Origin of the sequence: Arenimonas oryziterrae DSM 21050 = YC6267, assembly GCF_000420545.1 — a bacterium.
GTDB classification, from domain to species: domain Bacteria; phylum Pseudomonadota; class Gammaproteobacteria; order Xanthomonadales; family Xanthomonadaceae; genus Arenimonas; species Arenimonas oryziterrae.
In genome coordinates, this window is sequence record NZ_ATVD01000004.1 from 94,994 (window position 1) to 117,395 (window position 22,402).

21 protein-coding genes and 4 tRNA genes are annotated in these 22,402 nt (G+C 64.9%); 5 read left to right on the forward strand and 20 right to left on the reverse strand.

Features of this window, described 5'->3' with window-relative positions; translation table 11 throughout:
* The first annotated feature begins 145 nt into the window (after window positions 1-145).
* The 4 genes from G467_RS0111325 (at window position 146) to arsC (ending at window position 2,750) form a co-directional block, all read left to right on the forward strand.
* On the forward strand, window positions 146-1,003 hold the full coding sequence (locus G467_RS0111325; RefSeq protein ID WP_022969856.1) for a tetratricopeptide repeat protein: 858 nt from the start codon (window positions 146-148) through the stop codon (window positions 1,001-1,003).
* The gene (locus tag G467_RS0111330) at window positions 1,000-2,256 is read left to right on the forward strand and encodes a glycosyltransferase family 4 protein (RefSeq protein ID WP_022969857.1); all 1,257 of its coding nucleotides are present in this window, start codon (window positions 1,000-1,002) and stop codon (window positions 2,254-2,256) included. The genes G467_RS0111325 and G467_RS0111330 overlap by 4 nt, the downstream gene beginning before the upstream one ends.
* A gap of 15 nt (window positions 2,257-2,271) precedes the next feature.
* Window positions 2,272-2,346, forward strand: a tRNA-Val gene (locus tag G467_RS0111335).
* Window positions 2,347-2,399: 53 nt separating this feature from the next.
* Window positions 2,400-2,750, forward strand: a complete 351-nt coding sequence (arsC, locus tag G467_RS0111340; RefSeq protein WP_022969858.1) for an arsenate reductase (glutaredoxin) — start codon at window positions 2,400-2,402, stop codon at window positions 2,748-2,750.
* A 12-nt stretch (window positions 2,751-2,762) separates the two neighbouring features.
* Here arsC and G467_RS0111345 read toward each other — a convergent pair whose 3' ends face one another.
* From G467_RS0111345 to G467_RS0111375, 7 genes are all read right to left on the reverse strand, one after another.
* Entirely contained in the window at window positions 2,763-4,352 is a 1,590-nt protein-coding gene (locus G467_RS0111345; RefSeq protein WP_425386838.1) for an FMN-binding glutamate synthase family protein, read from the reverse strand.
* Window positions 4,353-4,446: 94 nt separating this feature from the next.
* Window positions 4,447-4,533: transfer RNA gene (locus G467_RS0111350), tRNA-Leu, on the reverse strand.
* Window positions 4,534-4,612: 79 nt separating this feature from the next.
* A tRNA-Cys gene (locus G467_RS0111355) sits at window positions 4,613-4,686 on the reverse strand.
* An 84-nt stretch (window positions 4,687-4,770) separates the two neighbouring features.
* Window positions 4,771-4,846: transfer RNA gene (locus G467_RS0111360), tRNA-Gly, on the reverse strand.
* Between the two features lie 86 nt (window positions 4,847-4,932).
* On the reverse strand, window positions 4,933-5,490 hold the full coding sequence (gene pgsA, locus G467_RS16515; RefSeq protein ID WP_022969860.1) for a CDP-diacylglycerol--glycerol-3-phosphate 3-phosphatidyltransferase: 558 nt from the start codon (window positions 5,488-5,490) through the stop codon (window positions 4,933-4,935).
* Window positions 5,491-7,335 carry an excinuclease ABC subunit UvrC gene (uvrC, locus tag G467_RS0111370; RefSeq protein ID WP_022969861.1) on the reverse strand — a complete coding sequence of 615 codons (1,845 nt, stop codon included), beginning with the start codon at window positions 7,333-7,335 and terminating at the stop codon, window positions 5,491-5,493. It abuts the gene before it with no gap.
* Between the two features lie 30 nt (window positions 7,336-7,365).
* Window positions 7,366-8,787 carry an NHL repeat-containing thioredoxin family protein gene (locus G467_RS0111375; RefSeq protein WP_022969862.1) on the reverse strand — a complete coding sequence of 474 codons (1,422 nt, stop codon included), beginning with the start codon at window positions 8,785-8,787 and terminating at the stop codon, window positions 7,366-7,368.
* Between the two features lie 399 nt (window positions 8,788-9,186).
* Between G467_RS0111375 and G467_RS18050 the strand changes: the two genes are divergently transcribed.
* On the forward strand, window positions 9,187-9,711 hold the full coding sequence (locus G467_RS18050) for a hypothetical protein (protein ID WP_155844881.1): 525 nt from the start codon (window positions 9,187-9,189) through the stop codon (window positions 9,709-9,711).
* A gap of 25 nt (window positions 9,712-9,736) precedes the next feature.
* Here the strand turns inward: G467_RS18050 and kdsB are convergent, their stop codons facing one another.
* From kdsB to sdhA, 13 genes are all read right to left on the reverse strand, one after another.
* Window positions 9,737-10,513, reverse strand: a complete 777-nt coding sequence (gene kdsB / locus G467_RS0111385) for a 3-deoxy-manno-octulosonate cytidylyltransferase (protein ID WP_022969863.1) — start codon at window positions 10,511-10,513, stop codon at window positions 9,737-9,739.
* Window positions 10,510-11,490, reverse strand: coding sequence for a tetraacyldisaccharide 4'-kinase (gene lpxK / locus G467_RS16520; RefSeq protein WP_022969864.1), 981 nt, complete (start codon window positions 11,488-11,490; stop codon window positions 10,510-10,512). The genes kdsB and lpxK overlap by 4 nt, the downstream gene beginning before the upstream one ends.
* On the reverse strand, window positions 11,487-13,247 hold the full coding sequence (gene msbA / locus G467_RS0111395; RefSeq protein WP_022969865.1) for a lipid A export permease/ATP-binding protein MsbA: 1,761 nt from the start codon (window positions 13,245-13,247) through the stop codon (window positions 11,487-11,489). Before msbA ends, lpxK begins: the two co-directional genes overlap by 4 nt.
* Entirely contained in the window at window positions 13,237-13,668 is a 432-nt protein-coding gene (locus G467_RS0111400) for an ExbD/TolR family protein (RefSeq protein WP_022969866.1), read from the reverse strand. Before G467_RS0111400 ends, msbA begins: the two co-directional genes overlap by 11 nt.
* Complete coding sequence (locus tag G467_RS16525) at window positions 13,665-14,315, reverse strand: MotA/TolQ/ExbB proton channel family protein (RefSeq protein WP_033397814.1); 651 nt, start codon at window positions 14,313-14,315, stop codon at window positions 13,665-13,667. Before G467_RS16525 ends, G467_RS0111400 begins: the two co-directional genes overlap by 4 nt.
* A gap of 5 nt (window positions 14,316-14,320) precedes the next feature.
* On the reverse strand, window positions 14,321-16,663 hold the full coding sequence (locus tag G467_RS17180; RefSeq protein ID WP_155844882.1) for a DNA internalization-related competence protein ComEC/Rec2: 2,343 nt from the start codon (window positions 16,661-16,663) through the stop codon (window positions 14,321-14,323).
* 3 nt (window positions 16,664-16,666) lie between these two features.
* A complete protein-coding gene (gene lolD / locus G467_RS0111410; RefSeq protein WP_022969869.1) occupies window positions 16,667-17,386 on the reverse strand; it encodes a lipoprotein-releasing ABC transporter ATP-binding protein LolD in 720 nt (239 codons plus the stop codon).
* Window positions 17,379-18,623: a lipoprotein-releasing ABC transporter permease subunit gene (locus tag G467_RS0111415; protein WP_022969870.1), complete on the reverse strand. Its 1,245-nt coding sequence runs from the start codon at window positions 18,621-18,623 to the stop codon at window positions 17,379-17,381. The genes lolD and G467_RS0111415 overlap by 8 nt, the downstream gene beginning before the upstream one ends.
* A gap of 18 nt (window positions 18,624-18,641) precedes the next feature.
* The gene (locus G467_RS16535) at window positions 18,642-19,097 is read right to left on the reverse strand and encodes a protein YgfX (RefSeq protein WP_022969871.1); all 456 of its coding nucleotides are present in this window, start codon (window positions 19,095-19,097) and stop codon (window positions 18,642-18,644) included.
* Window positions 19,060-19,257, reverse strand: a complete 198-nt coding sequence (locus G467_RS0111425) for an FAD assembly factor SdhE (RefSeq protein WP_051130472.1) — start codon at window positions 19,255-19,257, stop codon at window positions 19,060-19,062. Before G467_RS0111425 ends, G467_RS16535 begins: the two co-directional genes overlap by 38 nt.
* 50 nt (window positions 19,258-19,307) lie before the next feature.
* Window positions 19,308-19,724: an MAPEG family protein gene (locus G467_RS0111430; RefSeq protein ID WP_022969873.1), complete on the reverse strand. Its 417-nt coding sequence runs from the start codon at window positions 19,722-19,724 to the stop codon at window positions 19,308-19,310.
* Window positions 19,725-19,745: 21 nt separating this feature from the next.
* Window positions 19,746-20,534, reverse strand: a complete 789-nt coding sequence (locus G467_RS0111435) for a succinate dehydrogenase iron-sulfur subunit (protein ID WP_022969874.1) — start codon at window positions 20,532-20,534, stop codon at window positions 19,746-19,748.
* A gap of 68 nt (window positions 20,535-20,602) precedes the next feature.
* On the reverse strand, window positions 20,603-22,396 hold the full coding sequence (gene sdhA, locus G467_RS0111440) for a succinate dehydrogenase flavoprotein subunit (RefSeq protein ID WP_022969875.1): 1,794 nt from the start codon (window positions 22,394-22,396) through the stop codon (window positions 20,603-20,605).
* Window positions 22,397-22,402 lie beyond the last annotated feature (6 nt).

Sequence of the window (22,402 nt, forward strand, 5' to 3'; positions counted from 1 at the left end):
AACCTCGAGACTGGGGAGTGGGGCCGTACGTGGCCGGATGGAACGACCCGAGTCTCAGTAGTCGTGGCTGAGCTTTCACACTAGGGTGACGGCTTGTCAGCCCGAATGGCGCACGACATCCTTGTCCCCCGACCAGGAGAATCACATGGCGACCAAGAAATCAGGCTGGGCGAAATTTCCTCACGACGCCAAGGCCTACGACCTCGCCGGCGACAAGCTCAAGAAAGCCTGGCCGACCCTGCATGCCGGCGATGGCGAACCCTACCCCGACGACAAGCGCGCCGCCGCCCTGATCAAGGCCGCCGGCAAGGCCGCACCGAAGGGACTGGACGCGGCAGCGCTGGCCGCGCATTTGCAGGACGCCTGGCGCGCCTTCCATCACGGCGACTTCCAGCAGGCGTTCGAGGCCGGCGAAGCCCTCGGCCCGATCGGTGCATCGGTCGCGGTCAAGGCGCTCGGCATCCACGCGACCTACCTGGTCGACGACGAAGACGAACAGCTCAAGCGTTACGAACAGGCCGGCAAGCTCGCCGAAGCCGCGATCGCCGCCCTGCCCTCCGAAGCGAACAGCCACTATCGCTACGCCTTCGCCATGGGCCGCTACAGCCAGGGCATCAGCATCGGCAAGGCCCTCAAGATGGGTCTGGCGGGCAAGGTGCGCGAAAAACTCGAAGCCGCGCTCAAGCTCGATAGCAAGCACGCCGAAGCGCATACCGCGCTGGCGCTGTATCACGCCGAGATCATCGGCAAGATCGGTGCGTTGATCGGTGGCATGACCTACGGCGCCAAGGCCGCGGAAGCCGAAAAGCACATCCAGACCGCGCTCAAGCTCACGCCCGACTCGCCGATCGCGCATGTCGAGAACGGCAACCTGCTCCTGCTGCTGCACGGCGACAAGAAGGAAGACCAGGCCGCCGCAGCCTACGAAAAAGCCGGCAAGCTCAAGCCGCGCGATGCGATGGAAAAACTCGACAGCGAGTACGCGCGCGCGCAACTCGAATGAACGTTTTCCGCCAGGTCGTGCGCGCCATGTCGGTCCTGCAGCACCCGGTCGATCCGCGCCCGCGCCTGTTCGTCGACATCACGTTGCTGGTCCTGACCAATACGCGCACGGGCATCCAGCGCGTGTCGCGCAACATCCTGCAGCAGTGGCTGGATCAGCCGAATCTCCCGCATCGGGTCGAACCGGTGTATCTGTGCGAGGGTGTTTTCCGGCTCGCGCGCAAGGCCGCGCGCCGCGAATTCGGTGCGATCCGCCTCAAGCGTCGCGACGTGCCGATGCGCGCGAAAGCCGGCGACCTCTTCCTCGGTCTCGAATTGGCGCCGCAACTGGTCGCCGCGAACCTGCCGGTCTACGAGCAGCTGCGCCGCGATGGCGTGCGCATCCACTTCGTCGTCTATGACCTGTTGCCGGTGCTGCATCCGGAATGGTTTCTGGCCTCGACGGCGGCGGAATTCCGCACTTGGGTGCAGACAGTGACGCGCGTCGCCGATGGCCTGGCCTGCATTTCCGTGGCGGTCTCGGACGAAGTCAAACGCTGGTGCGACCAGAATCCGCCGCCACGCGACCGTCCGCTGGCGATTGGTCATTTCCCGCTGGGCGCCGATCCGGAAAACCGACGCGCCATCAGATCCGTGTTCCTGCCCCCCGAAGCCGCCGATCTGCTGCTGCCGGAAACACGGTCGGTGCTGATGGTCGGCACGATCGAACCGCGCAAAGGTCACGCACAGGCGCTGGCGGCGTTCGAACGCCTCTGGGCACAGGGCGAAGCGATTCACCTGATCATCGTCGGTGCCCCGGGCTGGAAGAGCGACGCCCTCATCGAGCGCCTGAAAACGCATCCCGAAAACGGCCATCGTCTGGTCTGGCTGCCCAGCCTGGACGACGCCGGCCTGCATGCGCTCTATCGGCATGCCACGGTGTTGCTGGCGGCCTCGCAGGGCGAAGGCTATGGCCTGCCGATCGTGGAAGCGGCGCGGCACGGGCTGCCGATTCTGGCGCGCGACATCCCCGTCTTCCGGGAAGTCGCCGGGGCGGGAGCCACCTATTTCCATGGCGGCGACGGCGCCTCCCTCGCCCGCGCACTGCTGGACTGGTTCGCCCATTCGGCGGCAGGCGATGCCGCCCGGCCCGAACGAATCCATCCGTTTTCCTGGGAACAAAGCGCCCGAAAACTGATGCAAGTGCTTGCCGGCAAACGTATCCGCCACGTCATCGCCGCGCCAAAGGTTGACCAAAAGCAGCCATCCGCATAACATTTGCCGCTCTACGGGCGGTTAGCTCAGCGGTAGAGCATTGCTTTCACACGGCAAGGGTCACAGGTTCAAGCCCTGTACCGCCCACCAGATGTCCAAAAGGCCGGCGCAAGCCGGCTTTTTCTTTGCGCGATCACCGGCCGATGACCGAGTCCCTCCTGTTCCACCATCCCGACTGCTCCAAATCCCGGGCCGCCGTGGAACTGCTCGCACAGCACGGCCTGCGGCCGCGCCTGCTCGCCTATCTCGAGACTCCGCCTACGGTTGCCGAAATCGAAGCTCTCCTGCGCCTGCTGGCGATCGCGCCGCGCGAGCTCATGCGCCGCGACGAACCGGAATACGCCGCGCTCGGCCTGGAAGAGACGACGCTGACGCACGACGAACTCGTTGCCGCGCTGGCCGCGAATCCGCGCCTGATCCAGCGCCCGATCCTGATCCATCGCGGGCGCGCGGCCATTGGCCGGCCGGTCGAACGCCTGCTCGATCTGCTCTGAAGCCGACGCTACTCAGCTGAGCTTGCTGGTGCGCAGGGCACGCACCTGCTGCGGCGGCGAAAACGCATCGGGATCGGCTTCGTTCCAGAACACCTGAAACGCCGGATGCTCGGGCAGAACACCGGTGAGCAGCTCGCCCGGTTTCAGAAACCGGTGCAGCACCGCCAGCGAGCGCACCTCCGTCGAGGAAATGCGCCGGATGATGTGCTCGGGGCCGAGCTCGTCGGGATGGTTCAGGCCGGCGGCCTGGATCAGTTCCTTGAGCGCCTTGAGCGTGTTCTGCTGGAAATTCATCACGCGCGTGGCCTTGTCCTCGGGGACGAGCGCTTGCTGCCGGCTCTGGTCCTGCGTCGCCACACCGGTCGGACAGCGGTCGGTGTGGCAGTTCTGCGACTGGATGCAGCCGAGCGCGAACATGTAGCCGCGCGCGGCATTGCACCAGTCCGCGCCCATCGCCAGCGTGCGCGCGATGTCGAATGCGGTGATGACCTTGCCCGCCGCCCCGAGGCGCACATGCTGGCGAAGATTCAGGCCTACGAGCGTGTTGTGCACGAGCAGCAAGGCTTCGCGCAGCGGCGCGCCGACGTGGTCGGTGAATTCCAGCGGCGCCGCACCGGTGCCGCCCTCGCCGCCGTCGACGACGATGAAGTCGGGATAGATCCCCGTCTCCTGCATCGCTTTGGCAATCGCGAACCATTCCCAGGGATGACCGACCGCGAGCTTGAAGCCCGTCGGCTTGCCGCCGGACAACGTGCGCAGGCGATCGACGAACTGCAGCAGTCCGCGCGGCGTCGAAAACGCCGAATGCCGCGCCGGCGAAACGCAGTCCACGCCTGCGGGAACGCCGCGCGCCGCGGCGATTTCCGGCGAGACCTTGGCGCCGGGAAGCACGCCGCCGTGACCGGGTTTGGCGCCTTGCGACAGTTTCACCTCGATCATCTTCACCTGCTCGGTGCAGGCATTGGCGATGAAGTTCTCTTCGCTGAATCCGCCGGAAGAATCCCGGCAACCGAAATAGCCCGAGCCGATTTCCCAGACGAGATCGCCGCCCTTCTCCCGGTGGTATTGCGAGATCGAGCCTTCGCCGGTGTCGTGATAGAAGCCGCCGCGTCGCGCGCCCTCGTTGAGCGCGCGAATGGCGTTCGCCGACAGCGCGCCGAAACTCATCGCCGAAATATTGAACACGCTCGCCGCATACGGCTTGGCACGGCCAGCACCGATGGTGATGCGGAAATCGTGCGTGGCCAACTCGGTCGGCGCGAGCGAATGGTTGATCCATTCGTACTTGTCGTCGTAGACGTTGAGCTGGGTGCCGAACGGGCGCTTGTCGAGTACGTTCTTGGCGCGCTGGTAGACGATCGCGCGCTGCGAGCGCGAGAACGGCCGTTCGTCGGTGTCGGCCTCGATAAAGTACTGGCGGATTTCCGGGCCGATGCCTTCGAGTGCATACCGGAAATGCGCCATCACCGGATAGTTCCGTCGCACCGCGTGCCGGGTCTGCAACAGATCCCAGCAACCGATCAGGGCCAGCACCGAGAACAACAAGGCCGGCCAGAACCACGCCAGCGACCAGGCCAGTCCCGACAGCGACACCAGCGCCATCACCACACACACGGCAAACACCCAGTAGCGGGATGGCAGCATCACCGGCTCCTTCAGCGCAATGACGGCAGCATAGCGAGGCGCGTGAGTCTTGTGGTGCCCGGGGTGGGGATCGAACCCACATGGCCTTGCGGCCGGGGGATTTTAAGTCCCATGCGTCTACCAGTTTCGCCACCCGGGCGGCGCGGCGCCATGTTGCCGCATTCGCGGCGCAGGCGACAGCAGGCAAAAAAAAGCCCCGCCGAAGCGGGGCTTTGCATTGGAGGCCGAGGTCGGAATTGAACCGGCGTACGCGGATTTGCAGTCCGCTGCATAACCACTCTGCCACCCGGCCAAGGGTGCATGGCGAAAGATTAGCGCGTTGCCGCGACCAATCAAGCCCTAAAAAAAAACCTCGGCGAACCGAGGTTTTTGAACCTGGAGCGGGAAACGAGACTCGAACTCGCGACCCCGACCTTGGCAAGGTCGTGCTCTACCAACTGAGCTATTCCCGCAGGAGACGCGTATTTTTGGCGATTGACGCTTTCATGTCAACACCCTTTCCGGCAAAAAGTTCGGAAAGCGGCGCCAGTGCTGGCTCTTAGCCCTTGCTCATGGTCGGCCAGGCGGCCCGCAGATAGTCCGCACCCGACCACAACGTCAGGGCCGCCGCCACCGCGAGCAGCCATTCGCCGATCTTGAAGATCGGCAATCCAAGCAGCGGCTCGTGAAAAATGAGGCAACTGATCGCCACCATCTGCACGATCGTCTTGATCTTGCCCAGGCCGGCGACTTTCACCAGGCCATGCGCGCCCATCTGCGCCATCCATTCGCGCAAGGCTGAAATGGTGATCTCGCGACCCACGATGACCGCTGAAAGCAGGGCCATCCACGCCGTCGGATGCGCCTGCACGACGATGAACAGCGCCACCGTCACCGCCAGTTTGTCCGCGACCGGATCGAGAAACGCACCGAAGGCCGAATACATGTCGTATCGCCGCGCCACCCAGCCATCGAGCCAGTCGGTGAGCGCGCCCAGCACGAACACCGCCGTCGCGACGATATTGCTCCAGGGGCTTTTCCAGTAGAACACCAGCGCCAGCACCGGAATGAGCACGATGCGGAACAGGGTCAACAGGGTCGGGATCGTCAGTCTCACTCAGGCATCCTGCGCGGGGGAGTCCAGGCCATGCAGTGAAGCATATATGCGCTCGGCAAGGGCGTGGTTGATTCCTTCGACCCGGGCGATTTCCTCGGCGCCGGCCGACTTCAGCCCCGACAGACCGCCGAAATGCTTGAGCAGGCTGGCGCGACGGCGGGGACCGATGCCGGCGATATCCTCGAGCCGGCTTGTTTCGCGGGTCTTCTGACGACGGCCGCGGTGACCGGTGATCGCGAACCGGTGGGCCTCGTCGCGCACCTGCTGGATGAGCTGCAGGCCGGGCGATTCGACGCCGGGGCGGATTTCCCGCCCGTCCGGAAACACCAGGGCCTCATGGCCGGCGCGACGCTCTTCGCCCTTGGCGACGCCGATCATCGCCAGGCCCTCGACACCCAGCGCCGCGAGCACCTCACGCGCCTGCGCCAACTGCCCCACGCCGCCATCGATGAGCAGCAGATCGGGCAGGATGCCCTCGGCCAGCCCGCGTTTGAAGCGGCGCTCCAGCGCCTGATGCATCGCGGCATAGTCGTCGCCCGGCGTGATGCCGGCGATGTTGAAGCGCCGGTATTGCGCACGCACCGGCCCTTCCCCGTCGAACACGACGCAGGAGGCCACCGTCGCCTCGCCCATCGTGTGGCTGATGTCGAAGCACTCGATGCGTTGCGGCGGCGCCGGCAGTTCCAGCAGTTTCTGCAATGATTCCAAGCGCACGCGCTGGCTGGCGCTGCTGCTGCGTTCGGCGGCGAGCGCGAGCTCGGCGTTGCTGCGCGCCATTTCCAGATAGCGCGCGCGTTCGCCGCGCACGCTGGTCTTGATCTCGACGCGACGGTTGGCCTGTTCGCTGAAGACCTTCTCGAAAAGCGCCAGGTCCGGGATCGCATGGCTGAGCACGATCTCGCGCGGCGGACGCTTTTCCAGGTAGTACTGGCTGACGAAAGCACCGAGGACTTCTTCCGGCGTGTCCGCGCCGTTGAGCCTCGGAAAGAATGAGCGCGTGCCCAGGCTCATCGCGTTTCGGAACGACAGCAGCAGGACGCAGGCCGCGCCCTGGGTCAGCGTGCAGGCGAGCACATCCATCTCGACCTGTTCGCCCTCGACGTACTGCTTGGCCTGGACCTTGCGGATTCCGCCGATCGTGTCGCGCAGCTGCGCGGCCAGTTCGAACTCCAGGCGAACGCTGGCTGCGTCCATCGAACGCGTGAGCTCGTCAACGAGTTCGGTACTGCGACCATCGAGGAACAGCGTCGCCCGCCGCACACTGGCGTCGTAGTCGCGTGGCGGGATGAAACCTACGCAAGGCGCCGAACAACGCCCGATCTGGTGTTGCAGACAGGGCCGGCTGCGATTGCGGAACACACTGTCCTCGCAGGTGCGCAGCTTGAATATCTTCTGCATCAGGTCCAGCGTTTCGCGCACCGCCAGCACGCTCGGATACGGCCCGAAATAGCGGCCGGCACTCGCGCGCGGGCCGCGATGGAACGCGATGCGCGGCCAGGTTTCTTCGGTCAGCAGGATGTAGGGATAGCTCTTGTCGTCGCGCAGCAGCACGTTGTAGCGCGGGCGCAGCGACTTGATCATCTGGTTTTCCAGGATCAAGGCTTCGGACTCGGTCCGTGTGATCGTCACTTCCATGCGCGCGATCTGCGCCACCATCAGGGCGATGCGGCGCGACGGCAAGTCGGCGCGAAAATAGCTCGCCACGCGTTTTTTCAGCGAGGCGGCCTTGCCCACGTACAGAACGCTGCCGTCGGCCGAGAACATGCGGTAAACGCCGGGCGCGGAGGTGAGCTCGCGGACGAATTCCTTGCCGTCGAAGGGGGCTGCTGCGGGCGTCTCGGTCATGCCGACATTATCGCCCAGCGGGAACGGCGCTTATTCGCCAACCGGAATCCGGCTCAGCAGGCCGGTGGCGATGTCGTGGCGCATGATCTCGTGCGCGGCGGCATCGGCGATCCACAGCGTATTGCCCAGCATCGCCAGCGCGCTGGGCTGGTACAGCGGCTGCGGCAAGGGATGGCTGCTCATCTCGCCGCCGCCGAGGCGCAGCTTGCGCAGGCTGCCGTTGTAGGTGTCGGCGACCCAGAGCACGGGCGAGCCCGGGTCCAGGGCCACGGCCTGCGGATACTGCAGGCGGGCATCGCGGCGTTGGCCGTCCTGCTCGCCGAATTCATACAGGCCCTGCCCGACCAGTGTCTGCACGGAATTCTGCTGCAGCTGGATCGCGCGCACCGCCGAACTCGCCGAGTCGGCGACATACAGCGTCTGCTGCACGAGGGCCATGCCCATCGGTTGCGCCAGCAGGGCATTGCGGCCCTGACCGTCGGTGATGCCCAACTCGCCGGTGCCGGCGATGAAACACAGCCGCGACTTGCCCAGATCGAATTCCCAGATCTGATTGCTGCCGGTCATGGCGATGAACAGACGATCGTTGATGCCGGTCACTGCCGTCGGCTGGTTCAGCGGGCAATCGGAGGCGATCGTCGAGACGCCCTCGCGCGGAATGCCGGCCTTGCCGGTGCCGGCGACCGTGTGCACCTGGCCGTCAATGAGATGGATGCGGCGTACCGCGTGATTGCCGGTGTCGGCGACGTACAGGTAGTCGCGCATCATGCACAGGCCGCGCGGGTAGCGGAACGCGGCCTCGGTCGGCGCGCCATCGACAAGATCGGGGTAGCCGGTGCCGAACTCGCGCAGCACGCGACCTTCGTGCGTGCATTCGAGGATGCGATGGTGGCCGGTGTCGGCGACATACAGATGCGATTCGGTAACCAGCAGGCCCGACGGGAACAGCAGGGGCGAGATCGGTTCGCCGCCGCTCAGACGCAGGCTGGGCGATTGCCGGATATCGGCGCCCGCCTCTTCGATCAGCGCACCGAGCGCGAGATCGAGCGCCGCGACCTGGTCGTCGCCGGAAAAAATCTCGCGCAGGAATCCCTTGCTGTCGATCAGGGCAACCGACGGCCAGCTCACGATGCCGTAGTGCTGCCAAGCAACCCAACCCCGGTCGTTCGCGACGGGAAAATTCACGCCCAGGCGATTGAGCGCCTTGTGCACCGTGCGGCCATCGATCTCGACATCGAACTTCGGCTGGTGGATGCCCAGGATCGCCAGGCCGACCGGGTGCCGCAGCTTGATGCGCAGCAGTTCCTCGATCAGATTGCTGCAATACGCCGAACTCGCATTCCAGAACACCAGCGCCGTGACGCGGCCGCGCTGCATCGCGATCGTTTGCGGATCGGCGTTGAGCCAGTTCAGCGAAGCGTGCAGTGCGGGAGCGGGCGTGGCGGTGGTCATGCGGTCGGGACCTGGGCACTCACGGGGAGGCTCATTATGGTACTTCTCGGCGCCGCATTGGAATCGGGTGACGGAGAATTCGGCGGGCGACGTTCAACTAGCCCCGGAAGCAGGCCTTGGCAGCCGAAATCTGACAGTCAGCCGAGGGAATTGCCTATGCCGTTCGACCATGCGGCGGCAGACACTGTTCGTATGCACCGCTCCAACCGCCTTCGGTCCGAACTTCTACGACGGCTCCAGGACATCTCGGCTGTTTTCCCTTGCGGGGTGATGGGCACTCACGTCTTTTAAGGGGCAGCAGCCTGATATAGCTTGCGTCAAGATCGGAGGCATCCGGTCGATTTGCGGTTTGAATTTCTTGCTTTTATGGCTCCTACTTTCAACTATTTGGGGAACAGCATGCGCATTTTTTTCTTTCTTTTTCTTACCCTCGTAAGCGCAACAACATTTGCCGCAAAAGAGAATTCCGATCTCTCGATCAAAGGAACATCTGCAACTTCCACGGATACCGCAAATCCAGCGACGATCAAGATATCGGACGCAGAGTTTTCAGTGCCAGGGGCGGTTGAAATTGCGAGCAAAAATGCAATCGTTCATTCCGACAAGAATGGAATCGTGCAGTACGTTGAACTTTCCGATGGTGTCGGAATCGCCGGCAACGACGTGACTTTCAGCGCCAAGAACGCAGTCTACTATCCAGAGCTTGCGACATTGACCTCGGATTCGCTTGCCTCTTTTTCACCAGGCTCAAACCAGCCGGTTGTTTACACTTGCAAGAGCGGCATCATTCACGAAAATGGAGTCAGCACCGGAATGGGCAGCGTCTGCAAGACTGAAACCATACTTTTGGTTTGCTCTGGGAGTGATGGGAGCAAACTCATTACGAAGTTCTACTCTCGTGTAATCTCCCCTTGCGCATGGTAGAGAAACGACTAGAAGCCAGATCGGCTCAACATCTGGCACTGTTGGACATCATCCGCTGCTCAGCCCGCAGCAGGTCCGCCTCGGTGTCGACGCCGGGCGGAAACGCGACCGGGGTGATGCCGACGGCAATCCGGTAGCCCGCTTCCAGCACACGAAGTTGCTCGAGGGCCTCGAGGCCCTCGAGCTCACCTGGCGGCAACGAAGTGAACCGACGCAGGAATCCGGCGCGATACGCGTAGATGCCGATATGACGCAAGGCGCCCGGTGCCGGGGCGCTGGTGCGATCGCGGGCAAAGCGGTCGCGCTGCCAGGCAATCGGCGCGCGACTGAAATACAGGGCCAGGCCGCGGGCGTCGCGCACCACTTTCACGGCATTGGGATCGAACAGCGTGTCGCTATCCTCGATCGGGGTCGCGAGCGTTGCCATTTCCGTGCCGGCCTCGGCCAGCGTGCGCGCGACGGCACGAATGCCCTCCGGCGGCGCGAAGGGTTCGTCGCCCTGCAGATTGACGATGATTTCCTCGTCGGTCCAACCCAGTTGCTCGGCGCATTCGGCCAACCGGTCGGTGCCCGAGGGGTGGTCGGCCCGCGTGAGGCAGACGGTCACGGGATAGCCGCGCACAGCATCAGCGATGCGCGCGTCATCGGTCGCGACCACGACCTGCGTCGCACCCGCGGCCAGGGCGCGACGCGCGACATGCACGACCATCGGTTCGCCGGCGATCAGGCGCAGCGGTTTACCCGGAAGGCGCGAAGCACCGAAGCGCGCCGGAATGGCGACGATGAAACCGGGCTCGGTCATGGCGAAACGTTCTCCAGTCGTTCGAGGATCCGATCGTAGAAGCCCTCGTCGAGCTCCGCCTCCACCGGCACATACCAGCCCTGCTCCAGGCCCAGGTCGCGGCATTTCACCGCGTCCTTTTCGGTCATCAGGATCGCCCCGGTCATGCCGGCGAAGTCTTCGGCGCGGTAGGCATGGTGATCGGGAAACGGATGTTCGACCGGATCCAGACCCTGCGCGCGCAGCACGGCGAAGAAGCGTTCGGGATGACCGATGCCGGCCAAGGCGTGTAGGACGCCATCACCGGCGAATTCCGCGAGTTCGCGCCGGCGTCCGCCGGCGAGCGCGATCGCGCGCCCCGTGTGCAGGCGCATGCCCCACTCGCCTGCCTGCGCCGCCCCGCCATTGACGACCCGCAATCCGGTATCCCGCGGCGGTTCGCGCAAAGGACCGGCGGGCATCAACAGTCCGTTGCCATAGCGACGCTCGCCGTCGAGCACCTCGATTTCGATGTCGCGCGCCAGCCGGTGATGCTGCAGTCCGTCGTCGGACAGCACGAGATTGCAGCCGGCCGCGATCGCGCGACTGGCCGCAGCCACACGGTCGCCGTCGACGAAGACCGGGCATTGCGTGCGTTCGAAAATCAATTTGGGTTCGTCGCCGCAGCGCTCAGGCGGCGTGTCCGCATCCACGGCGATCGGCGCCTTCGAACGGCGCCCGTAACCGCGACTGACGATGCCCGGACGCCAGCCCCGCGCCTGCAGACGCAGCGCGAGCGCGACGATAAGCGGCGTCTTGCCGGTACCGCCGGCGGTGAAATTCCCCACGACGATCACTGGGACGCCGACCCGCTGCGAGCTGATCAGGCCGCTCGCGTACAAACCAGCGCGCAACTTCAGCGCAGCGTGATAGGTGCCGGCCAACAGACGCGATCCGAAGCCCGGCGCCTGCCCGCCATACCAGCGTTGCGTGAGCCGGTGTTCGAGCGCCGACTTCACTCGGCCTCCGCCTCGCGGAACTGCATGCGATGCAAATACGAATACAGGCCGCCGCGCGCAAGCAATTCGGCATGCGTGCCCTGCTCCACCAATCGGCCCTGATCGAGCACAAGCACCTGGTGGGCATGTTCGATCGTCGACAAGCGATGCGCGATGACCAGGGTGGTGCGATCGGGAATCAGGCGATCGAGCGCATCCTGCACCAGGCGCTCGGATTCGTTGTCGAGCGCCGCAGTGGCCTCGTCGAGAATCAGTACCGGTGCGTCCTTGAGGATCGCGCGCGCGATCGCGATGCGCTGGCGCTGGCCGCCGGAGAGCAGACCGCCGTTCTCGCCGATGCGTGTGTCCAGCCCCTGCGGCAGGCGATCGATGAATTCGGTCGCGTTGGCGGCATCGGCGGCAGCGCGGATCGCTTCGCGCGTCGCGCCGTCCTGGCCGTAGGCGATATTGGCCGCGACGGTATCGTCGAACAGCATGACGCGCTGACCGACCAGGCCCATCTGCCGGCGCAGATCCGCCAGACGGTAATCGGTGACCGGCACGCCATCGAGCCGCACTTCGCCCGACGTCGGTTCGTAAAAGCGCGGCAGCAAGCGGATCAGCGAGGACTTGCCGCTGCCCGACCGGCCGACGATCGCCGTGACCGTGCCCGGACGCGCCGTGAAGGAGATGTTGCGCACCGCGTCTTCGGGCTGGTTGTCGTAGCGCAGGCTGACGTCGCGGAATTCCAGTTCGCCGCGCGCGCGCTGCATCGATGTCTTGCCGGTATCGGGTTCGTCGGGTTCGTCGACCATGCCGAACAGGCGCTCGGCCGAGGACAGACCGCGCTGCAAGGGACTTTGCACGTTGGTGATGCGCTTGAGCGAGGGCAGCAAGGTCATCATCGCGATCATGATCTTGACGAAACCGCCGGCCGTCATGCGTCCGGCCATGGCTTCGGCGCCGGCCAGGAACAGGATGACCGCGAGCGCGACGGCACCGAGCATCTGCACGGCCGACGACGCCGCGCCGCGCGTGGTTTCCATCTTCAGCGCCAGGCGCATGTTGCGCAGCGTGAGATCGGCGAAACGTCCGACTTCAAGTTTCTGCGCGCCGTAGATTTTCACTTCCTGCTGGGCGGACAGGATCTCCATCGTCGCCTGGCTGGTCTGCGCCACGGCCTGCTGCATGCCGCGGTTGATGCGGCGGTAGCGGCTGCTGACATAGGACGAGATCAATGCGATCGCCGGCGCGACGATCAGCATCGCCGCGGTCACGCGCCAGCTCTCCCACAGCATGATGCCGAGCAGACCGACGATGGTGATCGAATCGGTGATGATGACTTTCAGCGCTTCCGTGACCGCACCCGTCATCTGGCCGGTGTCGTAGCTCAGGCGCGACAGCAGCGCCGGGACCGATTCCACGTCGTAACGCTTGCTGGGCAGACGCAGGAACTTGTCGAAAAGCAGCAACTGCAGGCTGCGCGACAGCCCGTTGCCCACGCGCGCCATCGTGTAGTCGGTGGAGAACGTCGCGATGCCGCGCATGACGAACAGCGCCAGGATCGTCAGCGGCAGTCCCCAACGCACGCTCGGATTGCGCGCGACGAAGGTCTCGTCGATCATCGGCTTCATCAAGGTCGCGAAATAGCCCGCCGCACCAGCTTCCACCAGCATTCCGAGCGCCGCCAGGCCCAGCCACGGCCAGAACGGCCGCGCGAACAGCAGCAGACGCCGGTAGACATGCCAGTAATTGGTTGCCGCGGGTTTATCGTTCATTCGCTTTTGGGGCGGGCGTGGTGGCCATCTGCAACTTCACGAAGCCGAGCTGGCCCAACGCGTCCATCGCCGTGATCACCGACTGGTAGGGGCTGCGCGCATCGGCGCGCACGACCACGGGCATCGTGCGGTCGTCGCCGGCGGCGGCGACCAGGGCTTCCTTGAGGCTGGCGACGTCGGTTTTCAATACCGCGTTGTTGCCGATGAAGTACTTGCCCTCGGAATCGACCAGCACCATCAGGGGTTCGCCGGCATCGGCCTGGGCACCGCTCTGCGATTGCGGCAACTGCAGCTTGAGCATGCTGCGCTGGTTGAAGGTCGTGGTGACGACCAGGAACAGGATCAGGCAGAACAGCACGTCGATGAGCGAGATCAGGTTGATCTCGGGATCTTCGTCCATGCGTCCGCGGCCGAGCTTCATCCCTCACCCCGCTTGCTGCGCGCGGTCGGCTTGCTGCTCGGGATCACGCCTTCATCGATCGCATCGAGCAGGGACATCGCCTGCTTCTCCATGACGACGACGTACTCGGCGATGCGTCCGCGGAAATAGCGATAGAACATGACCGCCGGAATCGCGACGCACAGACCGGCGGCAGTACTGACCAGCGCCTGACCGATGCCGCCGGCGAGCTGGTTCACGTCGCCGACGCCGGTCTTGAGGATGTCCAGGAACATCACGATCATGCCGAACACCGTGCCCAGCAGTCCCAGCAGCGGCGACACGCTGGCGATGGTGCCCAGGGTGTTCATGAAGCGCTCCATGTCGTGCACGACATGGCGGCCGACGTCCTCGACGCGCTCCTTGATCATTTCCCGGGGGCGGTAACGCATGTCCAGCGCGGCGGCGAGCAGTTCGCCCAAGGGCGAGTTCCGGCGCAGGACTTCGATGTGTTTGGGGTCGAGCTGATGCCCGCGGGCCCATTCCTTGACCTCTTCGCCCAGACCGGGCGGAAGGACTTCCTTGCGGCGAAGGCTCCAGAAGCGTTCCAGGACTATCGCCATGGCCAGCACGGCCAGCAGCAGGATCGGCAACATCACCCAGCCGCCGGCTTTGATCAATTCCAGCACGCCGCTCACCTCTCAGAATCGGGACTGCCGATAGCATAGCCTGAGCCGGTGGCCCCGGGCTCCCGCCAGTACCGGGGCGTATCGGTACGCCGCGCGCTCTGCCGACGGACGCCCTGTTCATCCAGGCTGAAACGCAGCATGCCGGTGCGGGCGGTGTCGGCTATGGCGGCTCCGCGTCGCCGGTAACGTTCAGCGATGTTCGCCCGCGGCAGCCCGAAACGGTTGCTCGCTCCCGTCGCAAATATGACCCAACGCGGATTCACGGCGGCGACGAAGGCCTCGCTCGAGGAGCCGTCGCTGCCATGGTGCGGCGCGATCAGCAGGTCGGCCCACAATCGTGGCGCCTGCTCACGCACCAGCCGGGTTTCGACATGGCGGCCGATGTCGCCGGGGATGAGCGCCACGCGTCCGCCTGCCTCGATGCGCAGCACACAGGAACTGTCGTTTCGCTCGTAGGGAAACAGTGGCGGCGGATGCAGGATCCGAAAATCGACACCGTCCCAGCGCCAATGCGCGTCGCGCTGGCAGCGATGCATGCCCGGACCCGCCCATCCTTCCGGCGCCAGTACACGCGCCAGAGGAAAGGCCCGCTGCACCGCCGTCAGACCGCCCGCATGGTCGTTGTCGCCATGACTGATCACGATCGTGTCCAGTCGACCGATGCCCAGGGCATGCAACCCGGGCAGCACCGCGGCCTCCCCCATATCCAGCCCGCGGGCATTCGCGGGACCAGCGTCGAAAAGCAGCGTATGCGCAGCCGTGCGCACCAGGACCGACAGTCCCTGCCCCACATCGATGACGACGATCTCCGCCTCGCCGGGAGCGGGCGTGTGCCGATCGGGCCAAAGCAGCGGGAGGAACAAGAACAGGGCAAGCGCCTTGCCGGGCGTACCGCGGGGAAGCAAGAGCCAGAACGCCGCCAGACAGCCCAGTACGACGGCCAGCAGCGAAGCCTCCGGCAACCAGATCGTCGCGGCCGGCCAATGCGCCATGCGCTCCAGACACCACCACAGGCCGTCCATGACCCACGCAGACCCGGTCCAGAACAGCCCGGCCAATCCTGCCGACATCGGTGCGACCAGCAGCCCCAGCAGGGCCAGAGGCACGATGACCAGGCTGATCGCCGGGATGCCGAGCAGATTCGCCAACGGTCCGGGCAAAGACGCCTGACCGAAGAACCAGACGGTCAGCGGCAGCAGGCCCAGCACGGCCACACCCTGGGACTCGAAAAATGGCCGCAGCACCCCCGCCTGCCGCTCGTGCGGCAGACACCACAGCAGCCAGGCAACGCCGAGAAAGCTGAGCCAGAAACCCGGCGCGAGTACCGACAGCGGATCGACGAGCAGGACGACGATCATCGCGAGTGCAAATGCATCGGCCCCCGATTGCGGCCGTCGCAGCAGCTTGGCCATGAGCACGGCGGCGATCATCAGCAAGGTGCGCACGGTGGGCAACGCGAACCCGGCAAGCGCGGTGTAAGCGGCGGCGAAGGCGAGCGCGCCGACTGCCGTCGCCTGCGGACGCGGCACACGACGTCCCAATTCCGGCCACAGCCAGAACAGCCCCGACGCGAGCAAGGCACCGAAACCGGCGACCATGCCGACATGGAAGCCGGAAATCGCGATCTGGTGTGTCAGACCCGTCGCACGCAGGATTTCCCAGTCGCGGTCGCTCAAGGCGCGCGTGTCGCCCAGCGCCAAAGCCTGCACGAAACGCGCGCGACCGGCCGGCAGTGCCTGCGCGATCTGATGCGACACGCGATCACGCCAGGCATCGACGCCCTGTGCAGGAGCAAGGCGACGCGCACTTGCGGGATCACGCACGTATCCAGTCGCGGCGAGTCGCTGCGCCAGAGCACTCTTCTCGAAATCGTAGCCGCCGGGATTGAGCACGCCCTGCGGACACTTCAGTCGGACCAGCAATCGCCAACAACTACCGGGATCGAGTCCCGGCGGCTGGCCGTACCAGCCCAGACGCACTTTTTCGCCAACTGGAACACCGGCAGGCCCGCGCTCGATGCGGAAATCGAAGCGCACCGAATCGGGCTCGCGTTGCGGCAACCCCAGCACGCGACCTTCGACGAGCACGGTCATCGGAACACGTGAGTCAGGCAGCCGCTGCTGCATCACCGATTGTCCGACCAGCGCAGCCCAGCACAGCCCGAAAACCAGGGCCGCGAGATCGCGCCAGGTCGGCGCGAAAATGTAGAAGCCGGCCGCGATGACCGAAAGCACGGCCCCGAGCCACAGCGGCGGCAAGGCCGGCAATACCTGACACGCACTCACGCCCGCCAACATCGCCACCGCCACCGACAGACTCATCGGTGCGGGCGGCGATCTCGGCGTCATGGCTCAGTCCAGGGTCGAGAGCGGGTGCAGTCGGCCCTGGGTCAATTCCAGGGTGCGATCCAGGCGACGCGCCAGGCGACGGTCGTGCGTGACCAGGACCAGGGCGGTGCCGATTTCGCGATTGAGCTCGATCATCAGCTCGAACACGTTCGAGGCGGTTTTCTCGTCGAGATTGCCGGTCGGTTCGTCGCCGAGCACGCAAGCCGGTCGCGTGACCAGCGCTCGCGCCACGGCGGCGCGCTGACGCTCGCCGCCTGACAGCTCGCCGGGCTTGTGGCCGAGACGATGCGTCAGGCCGACGCGATCGAGCAAGGCCTGCGCTTTCGGACGCGCTTTGGCGACCGATTCACCGACGATGAGCAGGGGCATCATCACGTTTTCGAGCGCGGTGAATTCCGGCAGCAGATGATGGAACTGGTACACGAATCCGAGCGCGCGATTGCGCAGCAGTCCACGCTGGGCATCCGACAGCGAGGACATCGCCTGCCCCGCCACGGAAACTTCGCCGGAACTGGCCGAATCCAGGCCGCCCAGCAGATGCAGCAAGGTGCTTTTGCCCGCGCCGGAGGCGCCGACGATCGCGACGGTCTCGCCTTTCATCACGTCGAGCTGCAGATTCTCGAACACCGGCGTGACCAGATCGCCTTCTCGATAGGTCTTGCCCAGATTGCGGCAACGGATGACGACGTTCGCTTCGTCGGTCTTGGCAAGGGAGTCATTCATAGCGCAGCGCCGTCGCAGGATCCGTGCGCGAGGCGCGCCAGGCGGGATAGAGGGTAGCCAGCAGACAAAGCACAAAGGCCAGACCGGCGATCATGGAGACATCGAGGGGCTCGACGACCGGTGCCGGGAAGCTGATGTAGTAGACGTCGGCCGGCATGAGCTCACTACCGGTGACGTTTTCCAGGAATCGAACGATGTGCACGAGGTTGTACGACAGGGCGATGCCGCCAATGATGCCGATGATGATGCCGGCAACGCCGACCACCATGCCCTGCACGATGAACACGCGCATCACGCCGCCGGGCGTGAGCCCGAGCGTGCGCAGGATGGCGATGTCGGCCTGCTTGTCCTGCACCAGCATGACGAGGGAGGAAACGAGGTTGAACGCCGCGATCGCCACCAGCAGCGAGAGCAGGATGAACATCATCGTCTTTTCCATCTTCAGCGCACGGAAGAAGTTTTCGTGGTCGCGGGTCCAGTCGCGCACGCGGTACAGGCCGTCCATTTTGTCGGCGAGATCGCGCGCGACCGGCCAGGCATTCCAGATGTCGGTCAGCTTGAGGCGCACGCCGGTCACGCCCTCGCCCATACGCGTGAGTCGCTGCGCATCCTGCATATGCACGAGCGCCAGACCGAGATCGAATTCCTGGGCGCCAGCCTCGAAGATGCCGACGACGGTGAAGCGTCGCATCTTCGGCAAGACGCCCACCGGCGTCGTGTTCAACTCGGGCACGTAGACCGTCACCTTGTCGCCGACACCCACGCCCAGCCACAGGGCCAGTTCCTTGCCGAGGATGATGTTGTAGGCGCCCGGCTGCAGATCGCTGAGCTTGCCGTGCGTCATCTTGCTCGCCAGATCGGAGACCTTGGGTTCCTGATCGGGCAGCACGCCGCGGATCAAGGCGCCCTGAACGCGCGAGGCCTGGACCATCGCCTCGCGTTCGACATAGGGCGCCGCGCCGATCACGCGCGGGTCCGTCGTGGCCAGCGACACGGCTTTTTGCCAGTCCTGCACCGGGCCGTCGACGCCATCGACCGTGGCGTGCGCGACCATGCCGAGGATGCGCGCGCGCAGTTCCTCCTGGAACCCGCTCATGACCGAGATCGTGGCGATCAGTGCCATCACGCTCAGCGCCATGCCGAGGATGGAGGTCATCGAGAAGAAGGACAGGAAACCGCTGCGTCGTTTGGCGCGCAGATATCGCAGACCGATGGAAATGGAGAGTGGTTGGAACATGGACTTCCCAGTGGACGGTCAGGCCGGCTGCGCCGGTGCCGGTGAATGCCTGTCGCGACAGCCGTCGGCATAAAGGCGCAACGCGCGCCGTGCCGCCGCAGGCAAGGTGTCGGGCCACCAGAGCAGATGATGTTTCCGCCCTGCCGTGTCGCGACCGCTCAGACTCGCCAATCGGCCGCGGAAACGCAACTCGACCCCTCGCCAGCACTTCAGTTCGCCGTCAGGGTTCGCACGGATCTGAGCCTCGTCACCATGCAGAATCACCGATAGCGACGGGCGCCGGACTTCCCGCTGGATCTGCAGGGTGCCCTGCCCCAAGGCCAGCACCGACAGCAGGCCTTTCATGCCGACCGGTCCATCGCTGAGCCAGACCGAGACAGCAGCGAGCACAGTCAGGACTATCAACGCGGCGAGCAGCATTCGCGAGGGACGCCAGTCAATGCGGCAGCGCGATGATTCTTTCGACGAGGGCATGCAGTTCCGGATCCTCGGGCCGTTCGCGACCCATGCACCAGCGCCAGAGCTTATCGTCCTCGGATTCCAGCAGACGTAGGAAGACGCTTCTTTCCGCGTCATCGGCCTTCGGCCAGCGCTGATCGAGGAAGCGCAGCATGAGCTGGTCGAGTTCGCGCATGCCGCGACGGCAACGCCAGCGCAGGCGGCGCAGTTCGACGTCGTCGTCGCTCACCGCCAGAGGCCGTAGGCCAGCAGCGCCCAGAGCAGCCACAGCACCACCGCACCGGCCGAATAGACGGCAAAACGATGCATGACCCGGTTGTAGGTGCACTGGATCAGGCTGTGCAGCCACCGCAGGACGACGAAAGCCCAAGCGAGGAACACCACCGTCGTGCCCGCCTGCCCGCTCGATTGCGCGACGAACAAACCCAGGTAGAACAGCACTGGCAGCTCGAACAGATTCTTGAAGTTGTCCGAGGCGCGCGTGTCCTCAAACAACGTGTCGCGCTGCGCGCTCTGCGCGACCTTCTGTGGATGGATACGCCGACGCTGCATCTCGGGAATGCGCACGACGTACAGACGGAACCAGACGATGCAGGTCAGCAGCGCCATCGCGACGGCGGGCCAGAAAAGGTTGTTCGCCATCGGGTGTGGTCCTCGCGTGGGTCAGGCGCCGCGGCGCTGGAGCATGAGCTTCTTGATTTCGCCGATGGCCTTGGCGGGATTCAGGCCTTTCGGGCAGGTCCGCGTGCAGTTCATGATCGTGTGGCAGCGATAGAGCTTGAACGGGTCTTCCAGATCGTCCAGGCGCGCACCGGTGTCCTCATCGCGCGAGTCGATGATCCAGCGATAGGCCTGTAGCAGGATCGCCGGACCCAGATAGCGGTCGCCATTCCACCAGTAGCTCGGGCAGCTGGTCGAGCAGCAGGCGCACAGGATGCATTCGTACAAGCCGTCGAGCTTCTTTCGGTCTTCCGGCGACTGCAGACGCTCGGTCGCGGCCGGCGCGGAGCTCTGCGTACGCAACCAGGGCTTGATCGAAGCGTACTGCGCGTAGAAATGCGTGAGGTCCGGCACCAGATCCTTGACCACCGGCATATGCGGCAGCGGATAGATCGGCACGTCCTTGCCGCCGCATTCGTCGATACCGCGCGTACAGGCCAGGGTGTTGGTGCCGTCGATGTTCATCGCGCAGCTGCCGCAGATGCCTTCGCGACAGGAACGGCGGAAGGTCAGCGTCGGGTCGATCTCGTTCTTGATCTTGATCAGCGCATCGAGAACCATCGGACCGCAGGTGTCGAGGTCGACATCGTAGGTGTCGACGCGCGGATTGGCGTTGTCATCCGGATTCCAGCGATAAATCTTGAACGCGCGCGTGCGCGTCGCGCCGGCGGGCGCCGGGTAGTGCTTGCCCTTGCCGACCTTGGAATTCTTGGGGAGGGTGAACTCGGCCATCGTTTGTTTCTCGATTCGTTACGGCGGGGGCGCGACTCGCATCGCGCCTTCGACAGGCGGGCAGGCGATCAGTACTTGCGTTCTTTGGGCGGGATGACGCTGACATCCGAGCTGAGCACGTTCAGGTGCACCGGACGATAGTCGATCGTCGTCTTGCCCTGCTCGTCGACCCAGCACAAGGTGTGCTTCATCCACTCGGCGTCGTCGCGCTTGCTGAAGTCCTCGCGGGCGTGGGCGCCGCGCGATTCCTTGCGGTTCTCCGCCGACACCATCGTCGCGACCGCCTGGCCCAGCAGGTTCTGCAGTTCCAGGGTCTCGATCAGATCGGAGTTCCAGACCAGGGACGTATCCGACACGCGGACGTCGGCAAAGCTGTCGTAGGCCTGACGGATCTTGGTCACGCCCTGCTGCAGGGTTTCGCCGGTGCGGAACACCGCCGCATCGTTCTGCATGATGCGCTGCATGTTGTCGCGGATTTCCGCCGTCGGTGTGCCGCCCTTGGCGAAGCGCAGCTTGTCGAGGTTGGCGAGCGACTTGTCGCAGGCCGAAGCCGGCAGGCTCTTGTGCGACTGGCCGGGCTTGATCGTCTCGGCGCAGCGGTTGGCGACGGCACGGCCGAAGACCACCAGGTCGAGCAGCGAATTCGATCCCAGTCGATTGGCACCGTGCACGGAAACGCAGGCCGCTTCACCGATGGAATACAGACCCGGCACCACGTGGTTGGGATTGCCGTCCTTCAGGGTCACGACTTCGCCGTGATAGTTCGTCTGCAGGCCGCCCATGTTGTAGTGCACGGTCGGCAGCACCGGAATCGGCTGTTTGGTGACGTCGACGCCGGCGAAGATCTTCGCCGTTTCGGAAATACCCGGCAGCTTTTCGTGAATCACCGCAGGGTCGAGATGGGTCAGGTCGAGATGAATGTGATCTTTCTTCGGACCGACGCCGCGGCCTTCCCGGATTTCGATGGTCATCGAGCGGCTGACCATGTCGCGCGGCGCAAGATCTTTCACGCTTGGGGCGTAGCGTTCCATGAAACGCTCACCAGCGGAATTGCGCAGGATGCCGCCTTCGCCGCGCACGCCCTCGGTGATCAGGCAGCCGGCGCCGTAGATGCCGGTCGGATGGAACTGCACGAACTCCATATCCTGCAGCGGCAGGCCGGCGCGCAGCGCCATGCCGCCACCGTCGCCGGTGCAGGTATGGGCCGAGGTCGCGGAGAAATACGCACGGCCATAGCCACCGGTCGCGAGCACGACGCCCTGCGCGCGGAACAGATGCAGGGAGCCGTCGGACATGTCGAGCGCGAGCACGCCGCGGCAGGCGCCTTCGTCGTCCATGATCAGGTCGAGCGCGAAGTATTCGATGAAGAATTTCGCATCGTGCTTCAGCGATTGCTGGTACAGCGTATGCAGGATGGCGTGACCGGTACGGTCGGCGGCCGCGCAGGTGCGCTGCGCGGGCGGGCCTTCGCCGTACTTGGTGGTCATGCCGCCGAACGGACGCTGGTAGATCTTGCCTTCCTCGGTGCGCGAGAACGGCACGCCCTGGTGCTCGAGCTCGATGATCGCCGGGATTGCCTCGCGGCACATGTATTCGATCGCGTCCTGGTCGCCCAGCCAGTCCGATCCCTTCACGGTATCGAAGAAGTGGTAGCGCCAGTCGTCTTCGCCCATGTTGCCGAGCGCCGCGGAGATGCCGCCCTGGGCCGCGACGGTGTGCGAACGCGTCGGGAATACCTTGGTGAGGCAAGCGGTCTGCAGACCCTTGGCGGCGAGGCCGAAGGTCGCGCGCAGACCGGCGCCGCCGGCGCCGACGACGATCATGTCGTACTTGTGTTCGGTGATCTTGTAAGCGGTCGTCATGGCGGG